Raw genomic sequence first — 18,865 nt, forward strand, 5'->3', positions numbered from 1 at the left:
CCATATTTATATAACAACATAAAATACACTAAGTTATTTTATTGAACATATATCGTACTTTATCTATCCGACTATTTGGACGACGGGGCTGGCAAACAGGTTCACCGGTAGTAACATGGTACCCTTTTAACTCTGTTAAACAAACACTACGTCCATTTGTAAAGAAAGTTAAATCACTACGATATTCTTGAATACACCGAGCAGGGATTTCTCCACTAAGAATGACCTCATTATTTTTCAATTGAGTGTCTACGATGTTCGCACAATATTTAGGAGCATCGTTGTATGCTCGTGAAAGATATTCCTGTGGCGCATAAATTTTAAAACTAAGATATGGCTCTAACAATTCTGTTCCAGCTTTTTTTAAGACTTGTTCCAATACAATAGGAGCAAGCATCCGAAAATCTGCTGGGGTACTAACAGGGCTATAGTATAAGCCATACTTAAAACAGATTTTACAGTCCGTCACATTCCAACCATATAATCCTTGTTCGCAACCATAGCGTATCCCTTCCATAACTGCATTTTGAAATGATTGATTTAAGTATCCAAGAGAAACCGAGCTCTCATACTGCATTCCACTTCCCAACGGAAGCGGTGATACAGATAAACCAATGGAAGCCCAGAAAGGATTTGGCGGCACTTCGATGTGAATGGTATATTCTGCATTTTTTAACGGTCTCTCCATATAAATGACTGTAGGCTCTTTTAGTTCTATCTCCACATGATACTTTTCTTGCAACAGTGCACTAATCACTTCCATTTGTACTTTCCCTAAGAAAGAAAGTATAATTTCATGTGTCGTAGAATCCACGTAATATCGTAGAAGCGGATCACTATCTGAGATTTCCAAAAGGGCATCAAGCAACATTTCTCTCTGTTCAGGTTTACTCGGTTCAACAGTTGTTTGTAGTAGAGGGTGCGGATTTTCAATCTTTTTTCTCTGTGGCAATAGTTTTGTATCTCCAAGAACACTATTTAACTTCAAAAACTCATTTTGCAAAATAACAATTTCTCCAGAATAAGCCTTATCGATTTTACATAATTCACCATTTATTGAAGTATACATTTCTGTAATTTTTATTTTTTCCTTTTCCGATATTCTAACCGAATCTCGCAAATGCAGTACGCCACTATAAAGACGTATATATGCAAGACGCTGTCTTTTTTCCGAATACTCAATTTTGAAAACTTTTCCGCAAAGTTCAGACTGACCTCGATGTGTTGATGAATAAAATTTATTCGTAATCACTTCTATAAGGTTATCAATCCCTATATTGTTTTTTGCACTTCCGTGATAAACAGGGAACAGGGAACAATTCTGAAATCTTATGCTTTCCTCTTGTTCGAGTTCCAATGCTTCTAATGATTTACCGGACATATATTTCTCTAAAAGGTCATCGTTTCCCTCTATTACCGTATCCCATTGTTCAGATTCGGTAAAGTTCGTCACACACATATTAGGATACAGTTCTACCTTCTGTTTGATTACAATTTCGGCAGAAAGTTTCTCTTTAATATCCTGATAAACCGTTGATAAATCAATTCCATTTTGGTCAATCTTATTGATAAAAAAGATTGTGGGAATCCCCATTTTCCTAAGTGCATGAAATAATATACGAGTTTGTGCTTGTACGCCATCTTTTGCAGAAATCAGTAGAATTGCCCCATCTAAAACTGATAATGAACGATATACTTCTGCTAAGAAATCCATATGTCCTGGCGTGTCTATGATGTTCACCTTCGTATTTTCCCACTGAAAAGAGGTTATTCCTGTCTGAATTGTAATTCCTCTCTGACGTTCTAAAAGCGTATTATCCGTCCTCGTTGTACCTTTGTCCACGCTTCCTAATTCTGTAATCGCTCCACTGTTATATAATAAGCTTTCTGTTAAGGTAGTTTTTCCTGCATCAACATGAGCTAAAACTCCAATATTAATAATTTTCATGTGATTTTCCTCCATTCAAAAACCCAAAAGGGCATAAAAATCCCAGTGATAAATACTTTTATCACTGGGATTTTTATGCATAACCATAGGTATACAAAGCATACAGATATTCTCTGGATACTTTAGAATCACATGATAAAGGTATTCTTAAACTGGGTACAAAAAACTAAGCCCTCCTAAAAAAGGACATCCAATTATTTGTTCCCACTATCAAATTGACAGTTTATTTAAGAATACCTTGCCGCATATTTATTAACTCCTTTTATATACTTACATTAATATTAGCACATAAGAGTACATTTGTAAAGATATATCCGATTTTTTGTCAAAGGAGAACGTGGTTACAAAATAGCAGTTACAAATAGCTATAACCATGTACTAAAAGTTATTTTATAATCTTCCAGTTATTTCCTACCTTTTCTAGCACCAAATCAAATTGAGATACTTGCGTTGCTTTGGTCTGCTGGTCGAGATACTTTACTGCCAGTGATACCGTGACTTGATTATCCTTGCGATTATAAATAGGATTTACCAATTCTTGAAAGACATAATCTTTTCTGATCGGCTTCAAAATCCCATCATTCACGTAGTAAGAAAGTTCTTTTACGGTTGCGGTCGGGTAGAATTTAAAGAACGTTGTTAGAAACTCATTGATTTCATTGGTTGTGGTGGAATCAACCATGCCATCACTTTCTTTTATCTTTGGTGTATAATCTGATTTTTCTGGAACGCTGGTAATCGTCGGATTTTTAATAAGAACCATATTTCCATCACTGTCAACATAGACTGTCAATTCATAAGCAGAATGGACGGTCTTTATATTTCCCCCCTCTGTAATCAACTGGTCTACACTATAAGTCACATCAAACTGGTTTTCGCCATCCGCTTTTACCGTCCATATCTGAACCCCTCTTACAGAAGACGATACAGGAATATCTTTACGAACCGTATCGATATTGAGAGCTTGAAGTTCCTCTGTCAGATAGGCTTTGAGGTTTTCCATTCGATTATCAATAGATTTGTCGTTTAATTCCCATGAGTAGTAAACTTTCGCAAAGTTCTCTACAAAATTTTCTACATGATGAGTATCAACGTATTCCTTTTCTATGATAGTTGTTTCGTGAATAGTATGAGTATCTATAGCTGTAAAGTGCTTGAATATCGCAAAGCTGAAACTAAGCCCTAAAAGTACCCACAAGGCAATCACAACCTTTTTATGAGGATTGACCTTATAGACACGAGGTTTCTTTTCCTTTGGTATCTGTTTTTCTTTATTCTGATTTTTTCTAAATTTCATCATTAAATCTTCCTTTCTCATTGTTTGATTCGTCCTGCTCCCACTAAATGCTGTTGCCAGTAGGGGCTTGTTAAGTCGGCATAACCGATTGGGTCGCCTGCATGAAACATACGGTTATTGCCAAGGTATATCCCAACATGAGTAATATAAACATCATAATTCCCATAATAAGACTCATGATAAGAATCATACCGGGCTTTTTCACTTTCGTAAGGAAAAGCATAAACGGAATACCCCCAATGATCCCAATCATAGATGAAAGTAGTATAAGAAAAATCGGAATGAGTCCTGTCATAGCCAGCGCCATAACAATAACAAAATAGATTGCCGCATAGATTCCGATATTGATAAAATCTCTACCATTTAATTTGTTTCCTAATTCTTGTTTACTCATAAAAGTTTAGTCCTTTCTATTTTTTTAGTTAGATTAAGCTAACACAATTATAATAACTTGAAGCGTTTTGTTTGTATATGCCATTTAGACATTATTATTCTGTTTAGTTTAGAAATTTTATATAATAACAAAATTGTAGTTTATAAATTTTATATAATAACAAAATTGATCCATGACAATGACTTTTACAAATATCTGCGGTATAATATAAAAAAAATTAAAACTTGCTTAAAGCTGTTCTTATACTATTAGTATATGAGCAAGCACAGTAAGTGTACGGACACTTACGGAAAATTGACGAAGCAGCCCTTGGGGATCTGCTTCTTTTTTTATCAATTTTTAGCTTGTTAGGGAGAACCCTAAGACCCGAAGTACATTCAAAGGATTTAATTAATCCTTATTCTCTCAATATTTATTTCTATTCCAGATTTAAAGGTTATTTCAAATTTATCATCATATATTTTTATTTGCTTGATGTATTTTCTAACAAGTTCTTCATCATATTCTTTAATATTCTTGCTTTGACTTCTAAGAAACTCTTTCATATCCTTGATGCGTCTTTTGACATCTTCATCAAGAGCCTTTTGAACAAGCATCTTATGTTTTTCACCCTTTAGGGTATCAACTTCATTAGCAATGTCAGTATAGTCTTTCTTAGCTCTTACCTGTGCAAGGAGTTCCTTTTGTTTTACCTCAATTACTCTATTGATGGCTTCTATTTCTTCATCGTTACTGCCAGCAACTACTTTCTCAATATTCTTTATTAGAATTTTTTCAGTATCATCAGAGGTTTTCAAAACCTCATTCATGGCTTTTACAACTGCTTTTTGCAGTTCTTCCTCTCGTACAGTTGGTGCATCACAGCTTTTTGGCCCATGCTCAACCCTTGTACAGCATCTCCATACCACCAAATGCTCTCCACGATTATTCCAAGCAACTCGCCTGTAAATATCTCCACATTTCGAGCAAATACAAAGACTAGAAAGCGCATATTTACTTGAATAGACTCGCTTTTTCTTTTTCCCTTCTCCACTAAACATATTAGCGCGCCTTAGCATTTCTTCCTGCACCTGTATGAATATATCTCTTGGAATAATGGCTTCATGGTTATCTTTTACATAATATTGTGGCTCTGTTCCATCATTTTTTATACGAACTTTATTGATAAAATCTGTTGTAATTGTCTTTTGCAGTAGTGCGTCACCAATGTACTTTTCATTCTCCAGAATTCCTTTTATGTTAGAAACATGCCACTTAAGATGTCCTGCTCCATTTTTTATTTTATCCCTCTGGAGTCCTGTCGCAATTTCTCTTAGACTTGATCCAGCTAGATACTCACGATAGATTCTTTTTACAACCTTAGCCTCTTCCCCATCGATAATCAGATTGCCATCTGCATCTTTGGTATATCCTAAAAACCAGTTTGTATTAATCTGTACTTTTCCCTCTTGATACCTAAACTGTAGACCCATCTTAACATTCTGAGATAATGAAGCTGATTCTTGCTGAGCAAGTGATGCCATAATGGTAAGAAGAAGTTCACCGCTTGCTTCCATAGTATTTATATTTTCTTTCTCAAATATGATAGGTATGTTACTGTCTTTTAGCTGCCTTACATACTTCAGGCAGTCAATGGTATTTCTTGCAAATCGGCTGATAGATTTTGTAATGACCATATCCACCTTACCTGCCATACAATCGTTAATCATGTCATTAAAGCCTTCACGCTTTTTGGTATTTGTGCCCGATATACCATCATCCGCATAAATTCCTGCAAATTCCCAATCACTATTTCTAGAAATATAGTCCGTATAGTGCTTCACCTGCATTTCATAACTTCCAGATTGCTCCTCGCTATCAGTACTAACTCTACAATAAGCTACTACCTTTAACTTAGGTTTTTCTTTTTGATTACTTATCGAATTTCCCGGTCTTTTCCTAGCGGGAATAAGCATTACATTCTCATTCAACTCTATCCCTCCCTAATCAAACTATATACATATTCTGCCTGCTTATATGGATCATCAAATTTCAGCTCTGCTCTGCAACACTTAAATTCCGTAACAGGCACAAACGCTTCTGAAGGACTAATTTCTTTGATTCTGTTCCTTTGAATCGTATTATTTTTTCTAGCTTCTTGAACCTTATTAAATAGATCTTCATCTATCAATTCTGGATAAAATTCTGTTCCAAGATATACCGTATTTCTTAATATCTTTCCAATGGAACTATGTGTTTTATCTATTCCTACAGCTTTTGCTGATGCCCTCATTGAGTTACATTCAAGATATTTTTTATATAGAGCAATCACCTTCTCAGCCTCTGGTATATAGATAACACCTTTTGCATTCTCTACTCGGTATCCATATGGTATGTGTGTCACTTTACTATCACCTCCTCTGTTAAATTTAAGCCGCACTTCAGATGAAAGGTGAATTTAAGTCTATCTTCTATCGTAATCTTCTCAACAAATTGTGAAAAAGCATCATCAATAAAATCTTTGATACAATCACTTTTGTTTATAAATCTTAGTAGTTTTTGAGCTTCATTTAGATGATTTAGATCTCCACTAACGATTGATGAAAGACTTGCTTTTTCCTTTTCAAGTTCAGCAAGCTCCAAGGAAATATTATTGTTTTCTGCGTAAAATACATCTAGCTCTATATAACCACTACTTAATAGCTTTGTTAGTACCTGAGCTTGTTCATTCAGCTTTTCTATTTTTTCATCAAGTTCTAAAATATGCCTTAGCCGATCCTTGTTATTTCCACCTCGCAAAGTGTCTACAAAAGGCTTCAGCATAATATTTTTGCCTGCTATAAGCTTATTCATCATTTGAACATATGCTACTTTGATATGTTCTTCTCTTATATACTTCATGTTGCAGCTTTTTTTATCTTCAATATGCCTAACGCAGGTCCAAGCAGCATAGTTTCCACTTTGTGCATATCTCATGCACCTTTTTACTTTTGAACCACATTCTCCGCAATATACCTTTCCGGAAAGAGCGTATCTTTTTTGATATTTGTTATCTGAACCATCTATATTTTTTTCTTTTTTTCTCTGACCTACTACAGTTTTTACCAGTTCAAAATCCTCATGGCTAATAATAGGTTCGTGGTGATTTTTCATCATATATCTGACCTTTTCCCCACGATTTTGATGTCTGTTAAAATTCTCGTCTGTATAGGTTTTTTGAAAGATAACATCTCCTGTATATTTTTCATTCTTTAAAATAGCTTGAACTGTTGAAGAGTGCCATTTGCTGTTTTTCTTTGTAGCTATGCCTCTTTTGTTTAGTTCATTCGCTATTAGATATGATCCCAATCCTGATATTGCCATTCTAAAAATTTCCTTCACAATCTCAGCTTCACTTGGAACAACAACCATCTTTCCATCAACATTTTCATAGCCGTAGGGTGGATAGGAAATAACATAAGTCCCATTTTCAAACCTTCTTTTTAACGACCATTTGCTATTTTCCGAAATGGATCTTGATTCGCTTTCTGCAATAGAACTTAGAATTGAAAGCATAAGTTCTGAGTTCATATGCTCAGTATCTATGTTTTCCTTTTCAAAATAGATGGCTACTCCAAGTCCTGTAAGTTTTCTTACCATTTCAAGGCAGTCCACTGTATTTCTTGCAAATCTACTGATAGATTTTGTAATAACCCTATCAATTTTTCCTTTTTCACAATCATCAAGTAATTTCAGCAGGCTCTCCCTTTTTTCTATTTTTGTTCCACTGATACCTTCATCAAAATATAGCCCTGCGTATTCCCAGTAAGGATTTGCCTTTATGCAATTTTCATAGTGTTCTTTTTGCACTTCAAGACTAAGGAGTTGTTCTGCACTTTCTGTTGAAACTCTAGCATAGGCTGCTACTCGCATTTTCTTAACTCTGTTATTTTGCTGTCTTTTCTCTATTTTTGTTATCTTTGCCATCGTCTCACCTCCTTTTTGGTCAGTACTATATATCACTCTAAAGACACTATTTATCAAGTTATTAATCCAGTATTTCCTTATAAAAAGGCTCAAAATTGAGCTTATTAAGCTCGCTAACCTGCACCGCTTCATCTTCTGAAATTAATCCATTATCTACTAGTCTCTTTGTCAGCATTTGTGCCACTTCATATTCAAAGTCCTTTTGCATTTTTTCTTCTGTAAATTCCCTTGATGGTGTATCAGATCTAATTTGATTATTGCTAGTTATCTTCATGGCACTCACCTCCAAACCTGTCATAGATATAGCAGCTATGGCTACAATACTTACGATTCTTATTTCCATAAGAGATAAAAATCTTACCGCAGCTAACGCAGGTACATTCATAGTTGGCTTTCTTACTTACTAACTCTCTATTTTTATTCCACCAGTTATTTCTGCATTTATCTGAACAAAATCTTTTCTTTTTTCTCCCCGGTTTTTGTATGACAGGTTTGTCGCAATACTCACAGAGAGATGTATCCTCATCACAAGTTTTAGTTCCACCAAGGCCATGACGCTTACAGTAACTTTTGATGGTATTTACAGAAATATTTATCTCTTTTGCTATCGCTGTATATCCAAGTCCCTTTTCTCTTAAAATCTTTATCTTTTCTTTTTCTTCTAATTTCATCGGTCTACTCCCTTCTCACTGGCTAAGGGAGTTTCAAAACGATTTGTCCGACTTAATGTAAAATCTTCTCCCTATAAATCACAGGCAAAAGAAAAGAGAGGATAGTAAACCCAAATAAAAAAAGCCTGAAGATTATTCCAATTAAGGAATAGCCTCCAGGCTCATTTCACTACTTATAAAATTTCATTTACTCGTTTTTGTACTGCGTCATAGTCATATCCAGCTCTTTCAAGTCTATTCTTTCTATCTTGACCATTACCCCAGTCACCTCGGATAACTTCACGTGCTAAGGTATCAATGGATTTTCCAGTTGGTTTACTTGCACTTCCAGATAGGATTTCATTTACCCTGTTTTGAACAGCATTGTAGTTATATCCTGCAGATGTCAAACGGTTCACCCTGTCCTGTCCATTACCCCAGTTTCCTGCAATTACCTCTCTTGCAAGTGTATCGATGTTCTTTGTTGGAGTACTTGCTACCGGATATACAGATCTACCATTTGCATCATAGACAGAATAACCTGGATTTGCATTGACGCACTTTTTAGCATTCTCTAGATTTTTAAATGCACCTTTTTGGCTCTTTGCATCACTCCAAGATTTTCTTACTCTATAAAGGCTAGAAACTCCTGTGCTTGGTGCATTTGAACTACCACCAGCAAGCCTTTTATTTACCTCACTTGCAATATATGGGAACTTGCTACCAAGATAAGGCCCCGGACAGTTGGTATTGGCATACCACTCATGTTTTTGAAGAACACCAGCTTTTCCACCTGTATAAGTACAGTTTTTGATGCCATTTCTTCTGCAGATATCTGTAACTAAATCAATCAAGGTAGCAAGCACTCTATCGCTTACAGGCCAATTGCCTCCGTTACTTGAATTGGCTACTTCAATAGTGATAGCTCTATTATCGCACCATGAACTTGATGTACACCAAGAGCGGTTACTCTCATCTACACATAAAACGATTTTGTTATCATTTCCGATTCCATAATTACACGATGCCTGTCTTGAGGTCGGCTTAAAAATCTGACCGATAGTTGCTGCACTAATTGCACCTGCTGTATGGTGAATAGCAATTTTTGTAATGGGCTGATTTCTTCGTCCACTATGGTTTGGACTGTAATTTACTATACTAACTAATGAACTGTTACTCATGATTTTCCTCCTTATCGTTTAACTGCTTTAATACTGCCTTTAGCTTTTCAGGAACAGGTAGTCCTAGATGAACGGAGTTTTCAATAAGTGATAGACCCTCATTTGAAAGGTAAAAGAAAACCACTGCGGTTCTTAGTACACTTCCAGACTTAATCACCTGTACATCAATGATGTTGGCAATACCAACAAGCATAAAAATAAGCACCTTTCTAAAGATGCCTTTAAATCCTACTGCACTGGATAACTTCCTATCTACCACAGCACACATCACCCCTGTGATGTAATCAATGACTACAAATAAAACGAGTGCGATGATAAGTCCATCACACCCGCCTAAAAAATATCCAAGCCATCCTCCAACTGCCGTAAAGGCAAGTTGGCACATATTCCATAATTCTTTCATATTAGTTTCCTCCTAACCACTGTGTTATATCTGTTGATAAAATTATGTCTACAATTATCGGAAGTTCATAGGTTGGTTTCTCTCCAGCCGTATAGATCACTCCCTCTTTATCAATTGCTACTGGATAATTTTGATGCACATCAAGGAGCTTTTCTGGTGAAAGTTCCAAGGTATCAATTCTAATAAAAATAGAAACCTGCTCAAAATTAGCATCTTCTACTTTTGATTGTAGCTTTGGACAATAATAAATCCCTTTTTCCATTTTCCACTCTTCCGGTTTCACCATTAGTCTTACACGAAAAGCCTGCTTTTCTGATTCAATATAATCCATAACAGCTTTAAACATATTTGATGCATATTCACGGTTTATTACTTCTTTTCCACTAGAGAATCTTTCAAATTCCAGTGTTTCTACTGTCGGCTGTCCCTTAAAGGCAGGGCTTTCGATTGGTGCGAATCTTCCTTTTAGCTTGGCAAAGAACCTGTCTAAACCATCTTTAGTTAAAAACTTCTTAGCCATAAGAATCACCTACGCAAAAAGAGCATCAATCTCTTCATTTGTAATTCCAGTAATATCTGTAGCCTTCAAATAACCACTAAGGTCTACTGATGTAGTGCCAATCTTTTCAAACTTCTCATTCACCCAGATGAATTCATCATAAGCATCGTTATCTCCCTTATTATTAGAAACAAGATAGATAATTGCCTGTTCTCCACTTGTTGGAAGTTTCTCTACTACAGAAAATTCGATAGATTTTATATTTCCAATAAGACCTTTCACTTCTTCAGTAAGCTCTGCTTTCTTTACAAAGTCCATAGCATCTTCAAGTTCTGCTACCTTCTTAGGAATAGCCGTTACTTTTGCATAGGCATCTATACCTTCCATCCCTTCAATGCTATGAGGGATTTCAGATTTCTTAGCATAATCACCTGCATCCGCAAGGCTCTCTACCTTCGTTGGAACACTTGATTTAAGTGCATAGTTTTCAGCATCCAAAAGCTCTGTCACATTCTTTGGAATAGAATTTTTCACCTCATCAAGTTCTACCTTCTTTACAAAGGTATCCTTTAGCTTCTTCCAAACATATAAAAGTCCATTGTTGTCTAAAAATTTTGTTTTCATTTACTTCCTCCTGTTATTTAAGTAATTCTTCCAGTTCAATATTTGATATTGTGTTTAACCCTAGTTCTTCTAGGGTTCTATTGCCAATCAGCTTCACTTCATTTATCTTTGGCTGATTGATTAAGCTGTTATAATCAGAAACGGGTGTGTCTGATACTCTAATAATTGTTTCAAATGATGCATCCATCGGTGCATCTCTTTTAAACCTTGTCATAAACTCTGCCATTAGATTTCACCCTCCTTTAGAATTTCCCTAGCACTGGTTCGTATTAAACTTGATGCAATAACGCTGCCATCTTGAAATTTTGCTCGTATTTGAATAGTCACAATCCCTTCAGAAAAAAGCAGTGTTTCTCTTTGGGATAGCCTAACTTCAACCATTTCTCCATGAATGCTTACATCGTCTATAGTTTTTTCTAATACGACCTTGCCATTTTGTTTATAGGTAATAAAAAGGACAGATGCATTTGTCAAATCCACATCTGTCCTAAATATGTTTGTTGGTGTTGTTCCTCTATGCATTGGATTATCCTCCTATGCTTTTTCTTCATCTTTTGCCTTTAGCTTTAAGATTTCATCATTTAGTTCCTTTTCTCTATCTTCATAATATTTATCAATGCCTTCTCTAAAAGCCTCCACTTCAAGAGAGTTTTCTGTGATTACTGCAGATCTTACATCAGCAAGTATTCCAGAAAGTATCCCTTCTACCATATAGGTTGGAATGGGTATTTTTTGTTGTAAGTTTGCGATACTAGAACTTAACTCCCCTCGAAACTTCTGGTAGGCAAGGGCATAATTAATGGTTGGCTTCTCCATGAGATTCCTCCTTGTCTTTAAGTAATAAGTCCAATTTGTGATTGATTTCTTCAAGAAGTAAGGTGTTTTTATCATCCTTAGCTTCTTGCTTTTTTACTACATCTCTTTTAAGTGTCCCCTCATTTATGACCACTTCATTGGTGTTAATAATTAGTTCTGCCATTTTACATCCTCCTAACCATAATAATTTAAATCCATTAATACACCATCTTTAAAAACCATACATCCATTTGAACCCCATCTAGATACAGTACCATCTGAATTCATATCAAGTATCTGTACAAAGTTAATTGTGGCATTCACTCCAAATCCTGTTTCCCACTGTGGATCTACAATCTTAAATCCATGTGCATAAAGGTTACAGCCAAGATGAACTCCATACTGGCTATAAATACTGTTAGATCTGGAAAAGCAAAGCATTGTAGTGTAACTTCCAGCATTAGCAGATTCTTCTTGAGAAAATGCCATATATTTTCCTTCGCTATCAAGGTCAAAAACTAAGCCTTTATGGGAGCTGTTACCACTCCAGACATTTGTACCAATCTTTCCGATGTACTTTCCATCACGATAAAAGTGATTGCCGTTTTCATCAAAGACTGCTCTTTTATTACTGCTATCAATTGAACCGTTATATAGTCCAATCTCTCCTGCAGTAATCTGTACATATCTACTAGCACCATTAAAACCAAGTAAAAAACTGTTATAGTTTTGTCTCATAAAAGTACCAAACTCACCTTTTTTTACCATTGATGAGATAGAGCCTTCCACAACAGATATTTTTGATATTGCTGTTTCAGCCTTTTCCTTAGCTGCACTTATATCCTTATCTACAACTCTTATCCAGTCAAAAGATAGAGAAGAACTAATGCTCTCAGTTGATGAGTAATTCCATAGTTTTCTAGTTCCATCTTTGTATGGCGAGTGTTCTGACTCTGGATAAGACGAACCTGAAAGTAAAACCGTATCACCTGCATCTGTTGGCAAAGGAGATTCACTTCCTATAACTTCTTGATTAGAATCAGCTTTCTTTATAGAATCAATCTTAAAACCATAATAATCATGACCGGAGCCGTCACACCTCCAGTAAAGCCAAAACTTATCTGATGGAATAAATACCGTTTGACCCGCTATACTTGTTCCACCACATCTTGGAAGTGCATATGTCTTACCATCAAGTTCATAGAAGATTTCAACCCAGTCATATCGTTCACTTTCTGTCCTAGAACTTGCATTAAATTTAAGCTCTAGTCCTTGTCTTTTCATAATATATCTGTAAGCATAGCCTGTTGTTGTATCATAGAAAAAATCACCAACATGGGTAAGCCTTAATCTATCACTATTCCAGCTATTGGTTGGTGCTCTTGAATAATTAGGAACATAGGTGCCGTAATAATTGCCATTTTTCTGCTCTAGCTTTTGATTCACTGTTTCAACACTTGCCTCAATCTTTTTATCCGTAGCAGAAAACTTTGTATTCACTTCATTGATGGTATAATAGTTTTTTAATTTCTTATCTGTATCAGATATAGCCTCCGTCTTTGAATCAAGGATCTGCCTTTCCACTTGCGAGGTATAGGAAACTGATAGCTTTTCAGCATCAATGGAGTGACTCATTATTCTTTCACCATAAATCATCCCATCAAGTGTCATGCCTACAGCATATGGACCCTTATATCCATTATGACTTGCACCAATACCGTTCATATTTATCTGAAGAACTTTTGTGGCTGTGTCTTTGTCTATCGTGTCCATATATAAGTCTCTGAGCCATCTACCAGAGGAATCATATTCTGTCAGCTTGTATCCACCAGTACCTGTATTCATTTGAGCCTTAAGGTTATCAATGGCACTTTGGACTCTTTCATTATCTATTTTTCTTGTGACTATACCTTCTTCTTTTATCTGCCTTACTGCATCTTGAGAACTTTGGATATATCCTTTACTTTGATTACTTCTACTTCCGAGCACCACCTTAATTTCTCCAGGCTTTTGCAGTGGTATGGTCTGTTTCATAACGGGAAAGATTCTATCCATTCCAAATGGATAGGCTCTGCATCTTACCCTATCCCCGCATTCAATGGTTTCTGTAGAGATTCCAAACTCAGATAAGTCAACAGCTGAAAGGTTTAGCTCTACCATTTCAAACTGATTATCCTTAAGCCACTCTGCTCCTTTTCTTAAAAGATTTGCAGGAATGGTAACATCATCCCAGCGTACCACCTTACAAACCCAACCAAATTCAGTGAGTGCCTCTTTAGAAACAAGATAGTTCTTACCATTATTTACTGAAGTAATATCTGTATATTGTTTTAGGACAGCATTAGCATCACCTTCTATTTCCTTACCAAGTGGAATGATGGCTGTTGCCACATCTTCTGCAGATAAGTCCTCCGTATAATCAAGAAGATTAAGTCCAAACTCTATGCTCTGATCTGTGTCTTTTCCCATTTCTTCAAGTCTTAAATAATCAAGGATTAAGTGAGTGCCTTCTCTTCTTAGGTTCAAATAGCCACCAAGCTTTTCTACCATCTTTGTCATAATAGCTTCGAGTGTGGTTTCATAATTGGTGTAGCGATATAAAGAGTCATTTGGATCAGTAACAGTCACTCTTCCAAGCTTTATTCTTTTTCTTTCATCCACTTTTTCGTTATGAATCTCTAAAAACTTTGATAGTAGCTGGTATGGAGTTTGGTTATGATATTCCATTTGTGGCTGGATGCTATCAGCTAGATATGATAAAAGACCTACGCACTGGACTTTCTTATTTCCTCGTAAGTCTTTTGTTTGTTCTCTTACTTCTCCTATAAAGATTTCTCTTTCATCTCGGTATACACTGACAATGGATTTTCTGTTATAGATTTTTTCATAGTATGGATTTTCAGGAGGACACATAAAGCTAAGTGTTCCAGCGGTATTTAGTTCCAAATTCAGTGTAGAACTAATCAGAACTGCCTTCTCATCACCTGGATAATAGATGGTATTTCCATCCATCACAATTTTGTACACTTATAGCCACCCCCTCTTATATGAAATATCTAATGTGCTACTACCTGTAAAGGTAAGCACTAAGCTCTTTCTTCCTCGAACTTCTGGAAACCTGCTCATGCCTTTAGATAAAGTAAACTTCTTTCCTTCAAAATTTAAGCTTAGAATATTTTCTGTTTTGTTATGAAACTCAGGCACTATGGTCATATCTGAATCAAAGGTAAGCGTTATGGTCTTATTGCTTGTAATAGGAATGCCATCAAGCTTATGAATAAGCTCACCATTGTGCGAATCAGAAATATGATATTTATACGGATCTAACTTATAATCCAAAGTAATCAGAGAATAATTTTTATCTGACTTAAATTCACTCACCCAAAGCCTACCTTGATAGACATAGTCTTTTTCTGTATCAAGCACTAGCTTTGTCTTTTTACCATGAACTGTGCTTAGAAGTTTTCTATAAACCTCCTGCCACTTTTCTATGTCTGAAACAATAAATTCAAATGACCCTGTTCTCATTTCATAGATTACTTCTCCTGTAAGGCTTTCCGTTATATCAATTTCACCATGTCTTCCCGGTATATCAAGATACTCTAGCTTTGGTGATGGTAAGTTAATAACCGGCTTACTTGTTGGAACAAGTCCAAAGTCTTTATAGCTATGAAACTCTCCTATTTTCATTCCGTACATACTTACCACCCCCTTGCCTTTCTATTTTGTAATTTCCCTAGTGCCATATCCATCTGTGGTGCAATTCCTCCTACAAGTTCTCCAGAGTCAAGTACAATACTTGTTTCAGAAAACTTAGGAAAATAGGCATCCATGATGGCTACTATTCTATTCATGACACTAAGTAAATCTCCGTTTGCTCCAGCTGTCATATTCTGAAGAGTATCAAGTCCCATAATAACTTCCGGTCCAGCCTCTCCACCTCCAAGGAGATGTCCACCTTTACTACCAAAAATAGTTGCTCCATTTAAGAGCATTGGCTTATTCATCGCCTTTTTATACCAATCAATAGATAGATGTGGTACGGATGGTGGTGCTAAAGAGAAATGTCCACTGATGCTAAAATGAGGCAGTTTGATATGTGGTAATTTTAAGCTGATACCAGCAAAGAAACCTTTAATCGCATCAACCACATTTTTAACCTTATTCTTTGCCTCCTCAATCGGTGTAACAATGGCACTCTTTATACCATTCCAAATAGAAACTGCTGTATTTTTAATTCCATTAAATACAGAAGTAACTGTGCTTGATACCGCATTAAATACCGATGATATTTTTGACTTTATCCCGTCCACCACAGATCCAATTATACTTTTGATTCCGTTCCATACACTTGTTACAACCGTTTTTACTGCATTAAAGATTGTAGTAATCACAGTTTTGATAGCATTAAGTACTGTGGAAATCGTAGTACTAATTGCATTCCATACTGTTGTAATGAAGGTTTTTATGGCATTCATAACGGTAGAAATAAAGGCACTAATTACATTTAAGACCGTCATTACAACAGTCTTTATTGACTCCCACACAGCCATAACAGTTTCTTTACAGTTTTCCCAAATAAACCTAAATGGTAAGGTGATAAGTTCAAAGTAGCCTTTAATAAGCTCTACAATAAACATCAGTGCTACAGTAAGTACATTTTTGATAGTTTCCCAAACTGTAGTGAAGATACTAACTAGACCTTCCCATATTCCTTTAAAAAAGTTTGATATATTCTGCCAAATACTCATGATTGCAGTAGATACTGTTTCCCATAAGCTTTTGAACCACTCTGTAATAGCACCCCAGTTTTTTATAATGGCAATGATGGCCACTACTGCTACTATGATTGCTGCAATAATTCCTATAATTGGAAGAAGTGAAACATTAAGTGCTCCAAAGCCAACCGCCGCTCCACCAGCGGCAGTCCCTGCAGCTGCTGTTCCTGTTGCACTTGCACCTCCTGCAACTCCCGCAGCTGTAGTTGCTACTGTCGTTCCCGTAATAAGGCCAATTAAACTTCCTAGTGCAGATGTAATTGTTCCCACTGCTGTGATGACTTTTCCTATGACAACTAAAACAGGTCCTACAGTTGCTGCAATAAGGGCAATTTTCACAATGGCATCTTGCATACCAGGAGATAGACTATTCCACCTTTCATTTAAGGATTTCATCATCTCTGAGAACTTGGTAAGCATCGGTGCAAGAACTGACATCAGTGAATTACCAACATAAGCTCCTACTATCTTTAAGCTATTAAGAGAGGTTTGAAACTTATCGATTGGATCTAAGGTTTCATTAAAGGTTGAATCGACATTTCCAATATTGTCCTTTAATGATGTCCCTAATTCTTCAAATGATAAGGAGCCATTTTTACAAGCTTGATAAATTGCACCACCTGCTCTTTTACCAAAGAGTTCATAGGCAGCCTGCAATCCTTCTGTTTCACTACTAGCATTCACCATGCTGTCTTGGATTTCTTTTAGTGCCTCTTTCATAGGCTTTCCATTTGCTGTAGCATTAGCAAGTGCCTTTGTAAGTCCTGTCATAACCTGTGAAGTATCTGCACCAGACATTTCAACATTTCCGAGGAAGTTTGCTGCATCACTTGCAGAAAATCCTAGTTGCTGAAGTGCTGCAGAGTTTGTCACCATACTCTTTGCAAGAGTATCCATACTGATACCGGTTCTTTGTCCGACAGCATTCATGGTATCAAGTAAGGCTCCTGCATCTTCTGCCTTTAGTCCAAATGCAGATATGACTTTCTGCGTATTATCAATAGCAGTGGAAACATCTGTATTATTAAGCTGAGCAAATTTTATAAATTTACCAGAAAGTTCTTCTAGCTTTTTACCAGTAAGACCAAATCTAGTATTCACCTCACCAATTGCAGCACCTGCTGTTTCAAAGTCTGTAGGAATTGAAGTCGCAAGGTTCTTCATGCTTGTTTGCATTTCTTCAAGTGCTTTACCAGATGCACCTGTTTTCTGAACAATGATATCCATTCCTTTATCCACTTCATTAAAGGCAGATAAAGATGCAGCACCTATTGCTACGATAGGTGCTGTTACATGAGTTGATAGACCTTTACCAACTTCAGTGGTCTTATCTCCAACTTCTTTAATTTTATCTCCTGCCTCTTTCATGGAAACAGATAGTGCTGATGGCACTTTTTTAGCCTCTTCCTCAAGAGCCTTTAGGTTGTTTTCTGTTTCAATAATTTCTCTTTGCAGGGCATCATACTTATCTTGTCCAAGTTCCCCATTTTCAAGCTGCATTTTTGCCTGCTTATCTGCCTCTTTTAAGGCATTTAGCTTGTCACTTGTTTCAGAGATTTCTTTTTGTAGTAACTGTTGTTTTTGAGCAAGCAGTTTTGCATTGGAGGGATCAAGTTTAAGAAGTCTATTTACATCACGAAGCTGTGACTGCGTATTTTTAATGGTTGAGTTTACACCCTTTAAGGCTTTGTCAAGACCGGTAGTATCTCCACCAATCTCAACGGTAATTCCCTTTATTCTATTAGCCACTTGACCACCTCCTTCCTAAAAATGGACATAAAAAAGACACCTACCATTAAGTAAGTGTCGTAAAAACAGTTTAATATTCAGTTAGACAAATCTCTAATTTAAATTTCTTTTTTTGCTCAAAATATTGGAATCTCGCCTTTATAATTTAGAGATTTTTCCAACAAAGGACCTTTTGCTCCCATAGTAAATGCAATATCACTACTTCGAATAGAAAGTAATTCCATACCTATTTGTAAGTCCAAAAATTTCATCATTTCTTCCGTTAATTTTATTTTGCCATCAGGTGATATGTTTACCCAGCAGTACCATCTACCTTTATACTTCACAAACTCACCTGAATTAGTTGTATATTCTAAAAGTGATGGTGTTTCTTGCAATATATGTCCTAATTTTGAGGGATAAAGTAATTTTTTTGTAGTAACACAGAATCCACCAGTTCTTTTACTTCCAGTAAACAAATAAATCTTATCATCATTGGTGATTTTATATTCTTCTATTGCCTGCGTCGGAAATTGAATAGTACCATCTAAACGAATAGTTGACTTTCCAAAAATAAACTTACCTCCTTTATTCATTTGCGGCATTATATTGACTCACCTCCC

At 36.1% G+C, this 18,865-nt stretch carries 22 protein-coding genes and 1 pseudogene; all 23 read right to left on the bottom strand.

Features of this window, described 5'->3' with window-relative positions; all coding sequences use genetic code 11:
* Positions 1–28: 28 nt before the first annotated feature.
* Positions 29–1,948, bottom strand: coding sequence for a tetracycline resistance ribosomal protection protein Tet(M) (gene tet(M) / locus IBJ83_RS02260; RefSeq protein WP_002843300.1), 1,920 nt, complete (start codon positions 1,946–1,948; stop codon positions 29–31).
* A gap of 15 nt (positions 1,949–1,963) precedes the next feature.
* The gene (locus IBJ83_RS02265) at positions 1,964–2,050 is read right to left on the bottom strand and encodes a tetracycline resistance determinant leader peptide (protein ID WP_011058339.1); all 87 of its coding nucleotides are present in this window, start codon (positions 2,048–2,050) and stop codon (positions 1,964–1,966) included.
* Between the two features lie 283 nt (positions 2,051–2,333).
* The gene (locus tag IBJ83_RS02270) at positions 2,334–3,266 is read right to left on the bottom strand and encodes a conjugal transfer protein (RefSeq protein ID WP_201275162.1); all 933 of its coding nucleotides are present in this window, start codon (positions 3,264–3,266) and stop codon (positions 2,334–2,336) included.
* Complete coding sequence (locus tag IBJ83_RS02275; RefSeq protein WP_456299552.1) at positions 3,263–3,355, bottom strand: hypothetical protein; 93 nt, start codon at positions 3,353–3,355, stop codon at positions 3,263–3,265. Before IBJ83_RS02275 ends, IBJ83_RS02270 begins: the two co-directional genes overlap by 4 nt.
* Positions 3,316–3,639 (bottom strand): MptD family putative ECF transporter S component, encoded by a 324-nt coding sequence (locus IBJ83_RS08550; protein WP_456299553.1) that lies wholly within the window; start codon positions 3,637–3,639, stop codon positions 3,316–3,318. Before IBJ83_RS08550 ends, IBJ83_RS02275 begins: the two co-directional genes overlap by 40 nt.
* A gap of 386 nt (positions 3,640–4,025) precedes the next feature.
* Positions 4,026–5,609 (bottom strand): recombinase family protein, encoded by a 1,584-nt coding sequence (locus tag IBJ83_RS02280; RefSeq protein ID WP_063633079.1) that lies wholly within the window; start codon positions 5,607–5,609, stop codon positions 4,026–4,028.
* Positions 5,610–5,611: 2 nt separating this feature from the next.
* Positions 5,612–6,022: a recombinase family protein gene (locus IBJ83_RS02285; protein WP_063633078.1), complete on the bottom strand. Its 411-nt coding sequence runs from the start codon at positions 6,020–6,022 to the stop codon at positions 5,612–5,614.
* Positions 6,019–7,530: a recombinase family protein gene (locus IBJ83_RS02290; protein WP_231698841.1), complete on the bottom strand. Its 1,512-nt coding sequence runs from the start codon at positions 7,528–7,530 to the stop codon at positions 6,019–6,021. The genes IBJ83_RS02285 and IBJ83_RS02290 overlap by 4 nt, the downstream gene beginning before the upstream one ends.
* A 115-nt stretch (positions 7,531–7,645) precedes the next feature.
* On the bottom strand, positions 7,646–7,858 hold the full coding sequence (locus IBJ83_RS02295) for an SHOCT domain-containing protein (RefSeq protein ID WP_063633076.1): 213 nt from the start codon (positions 7,856–7,858) through the stop codon (positions 7,646–7,648).
* Entirely contained in the window at positions 7,845–8,255 is a 411-nt protein-coding gene (locus IBJ83_RS02300) for a helix-turn-helix domain-containing protein (RefSeq protein ID WP_063633075.1), read from the bottom strand. The genes IBJ83_RS02295 and IBJ83_RS02300 overlap by 14 nt, the downstream gene beginning before the upstream one ends.
* Before the next feature lie 173 nt (positions 8,256–8,428).
* Positions 8,429–8,593 (bottom strand): hypothetical protein, encoded by a 165-nt coding sequence (locus IBJ83_RS08605; protein WP_408635027.1) that lies wholly within the window; start codon positions 8,591–8,593, stop codon positions 8,429–8,431.
* Positions 8,588–9,415 (bottom strand): annotated as a pseudogene (locus tag IBJ83_RS02305) (N-acetylmuramoyl-L-alanine amidase); the annotation flags it as partial. The pseudogene IBJ83_RS02305 and the gene IBJ83_RS08605, both read right to left, overlap by 6 nt.
* Positions 9,408–9,818 carry a phage holin family protein gene (locus tag IBJ83_RS02310; RefSeq protein ID WP_063633073.1) on the bottom strand — a complete coding sequence of 137 codons (411 nt, stop codon included), beginning with the start codon at positions 9,816–9,818 and terminating at the stop codon, positions 9,408–9,410. The gene IBJ83_RS02310 and the pseudogene IBJ83_RS02305, both read right to left, overlap by 8 nt.
* 1 nt (position 9,819) lies before the next feature.
* The gene (locus IBJ83_RS02315) at positions 9,820–10,338 is read right to left on the bottom strand and encodes a hypothetical protein (protein WP_063633072.1); all 519 of its coding nucleotides are present in this window, start codon (positions 10,336–10,338) and stop codon (positions 9,820–9,822) included.
* Positions 10,339–10,347: 9 nt separating this feature from the next.
* Positions 10,348–10,941, bottom strand: coding sequence for a hypothetical protein (locus IBJ83_RS02320; protein WP_063633071.1), 594 nt, complete (start codon positions 10,939–10,941; stop codon positions 10,348–10,350).
* A gap of 13 nt (positions 10,942–10,954) precedes the next feature.
* Positions 10,955–11,167: a hypothetical protein gene (locus IBJ83_RS02325; protein ID WP_063633070.1), complete on the bottom strand. Its 213-nt coding sequence runs from the start codon at positions 11,165–11,167 to the stop codon at positions 10,955–10,957.
* Positions 11,167–11,463 carry a hypothetical protein gene (locus IBJ83_RS02330; protein WP_063633069.1) on the bottom strand — a complete coding sequence of 99 codons (297 nt, stop codon included), beginning with the start codon at positions 11,461–11,463 and terminating at the stop codon, positions 11,167–11,169. Before IBJ83_RS02330 ends, IBJ83_RS02325 begins: the two co-directional genes overlap by 1 nt.
* A 12-nt stretch (positions 11,464–11,475) precedes the next feature.
* Positions 11,476–11,757 carry a hypothetical protein gene (locus IBJ83_RS02335; protein ID WP_063633068.1) on the bottom strand — a complete coding sequence of 94 codons (282 nt, stop codon included), beginning with the start codon at positions 11,755–11,757 and terminating at the stop codon, positions 11,476–11,478.
* The gene (locus IBJ83_RS02340; RefSeq protein ID WP_063633067.1) at positions 11,738–11,920 is read right to left on the bottom strand and encodes a hypothetical protein; all 183 of its coding nucleotides are present in this window, start codon (positions 11,918–11,920) and stop codon (positions 11,738–11,740) included. The genes IBJ83_RS02335 and IBJ83_RS02340 overlap by 20 nt, the downstream gene beginning before the upstream one ends.
* A gap of 11 nt (positions 11,921–11,931) precedes the next feature.
* Positions 11,932–14,748 (bottom strand): phage tail spike protein, encoded by a 2,817-nt coding sequence (locus IBJ83_RS02345; RefSeq protein WP_231698843.1) that lies wholly within the window; start codon positions 14,746–14,748, stop codon positions 11,932–11,934.
* A 15-nt stretch (positions 14,749–14,763) separates the two neighbouring features.
* Complete coding sequence (locus tag IBJ83_RS02350) at positions 14,764–15,435, bottom strand: phage tail family protein (protein ID WP_201275164.1); 672 nt, start codon at positions 15,433–15,435, stop codon at positions 14,764–14,766.
* Positions 15,436–15,437: 2 nt separating this feature from the next.
* Positions 15,438–18,263 (bottom strand): phage tail tape measure protein, encoded by a 2,826-nt coding sequence (locus IBJ83_RS02355; protein ID WP_201275165.1) that lies wholly within the window; start codon positions 18,261–18,263, stop codon positions 15,438–15,440.
* A gap of 116 nt (positions 18,264–18,379) precedes the next feature.
* Positions 18,380–18,847 carry a hypothetical protein gene (locus IBJ83_RS02360; protein WP_201275166.1) on the bottom strand — a complete coding sequence of 156 codons (468 nt, stop codon included), beginning with the start codon at positions 18,845–18,847 and terminating at the stop codon, positions 18,380–18,382.
* Positions 18,848–18,865: the final 18 nt, after the last annotated feature.

Origin of the sequence: Parvimonas parva (genome assembly GCF_016552165.1) — a bacterium.
In the GTDB taxonomy this organism is placed as follows: Bacteria; Bacillota; Clostridia; order Tissierellales; family Peptoniphilaceae; genus Parvimonas; species Parvimonas parva.

Coding starts and splice junctions, on each gene's coding strand:
- IBJ83_RS02360 (WP_201275166.1), bottom strand. CDS start 18,847: ATGCCGCAAATGAATAAAGGAGGTAAGTTTATTTTTGGAAAGTCAACT.
- IBJ83_RS02340 (WP_063633067.1), bottom strand. CDS start 11,920: ATGGCAGAACTAATTATTAACACCAATGAAGTGGTCATAAATGAGGGG.
- IBJ83_RS02290 (WP_231698841.1), bottom strand. CDS start 7,530: ATGCGAGTAGCAGCCTATGCTAGAGTTTCAACAGAAAGTGCAGAACAA.
- IBJ83_RS02270 (WP_201275162.1), bottom strand. CDS start 3,266: ATGAGAAAGGAAGATTTAATGATGAAATTTAGAAAAAATCAGAATAAA.
- IBJ83_RS02325 (WP_063633070.1), bottom strand. CDS start 11,167: ATGGCAGAGTTTATGACAAGGTTTAAAAGAGATGCACCGATGGATGCA.
- IBJ83_RS02335 (WP_063633068.1), bottom strand. CDS start 11,757: ATGGAGAAGCCAACCATTAATTATGCCCTTGCCTACCAGAAGTTTCGA.
- IBJ83_RS02315 (WP_063633072.1), bottom strand. CDS start 10,338: ATGGCTAAGAAGTTTTTAACTAAAGATGGTTTAGACAGGTTCTTTGCC.
- IBJ83_RS02330 (WP_063633069.1), bottom strand. CDS start 11,463: ATGCATAGAGGAACAACACCAACAAACATATTTAGGACAGATGTGGAT.
- IBJ83_RS02265 (WP_011058339.1), bottom strand. CDS start 2,050: ATGCTTTGTATACCTATGGTTATGCATAAAAATCCCAGTGATAAAAGT.
- IBJ83_RS02350 (WP_201275164.1), bottom strand. CDS start 15,435: ATGTACGGAATGAAAATAGGAGAGTTTCATAGCTATAAAGACTTTGGA.
- IBJ83_RS02310 (WP_063633073.1), bottom strand. CDS start 9,818: ATGAAAGAATTATGGAATATGTGCCAACTTGCCTTTACGGCAGTTGGA.
- IBJ83_RS02300 (WP_063633075.1), bottom strand. CDS start 8,255: ATGAAATTAGAAGAAAAAGAAAAGATAAAGATTTTAAGAGAAAAGGGA.
- IBJ83_RS02320 (WP_063633071.1), bottom strand. CDS start 10,941: ATGAAAACAAAATTTTTAGACAACAATGGACTTTTATATGTTTGGAAG.
- IBJ83_RS02295 (WP_063633076.1), bottom strand. CDS start 7,858: ATGAAGATAACTAGCAATAATCAAATTAGATCTGATACACCATCAAGG.
- IBJ83_RS02275 (WP_456299552.1), bottom strand. CDS start 3,355: ATGTTTCATGCAGGCGACCCAATCGGTTATGCCGACTTAACAAGCCCC.
- IBJ83_RS08550 (WP_456299553.1), bottom strand. CDS start 3,639: ATGAGTAAACAAGAATTAGGAAACAAATTAAATGGTAGAGATTTTATC.
- IBJ83_RS02345 (WP_231698843.1), bottom strand. CDS start 14,748: ATGGATGGAAATACCATCTATTATCCAGGTGATGAGAAGGCAGTTCTG.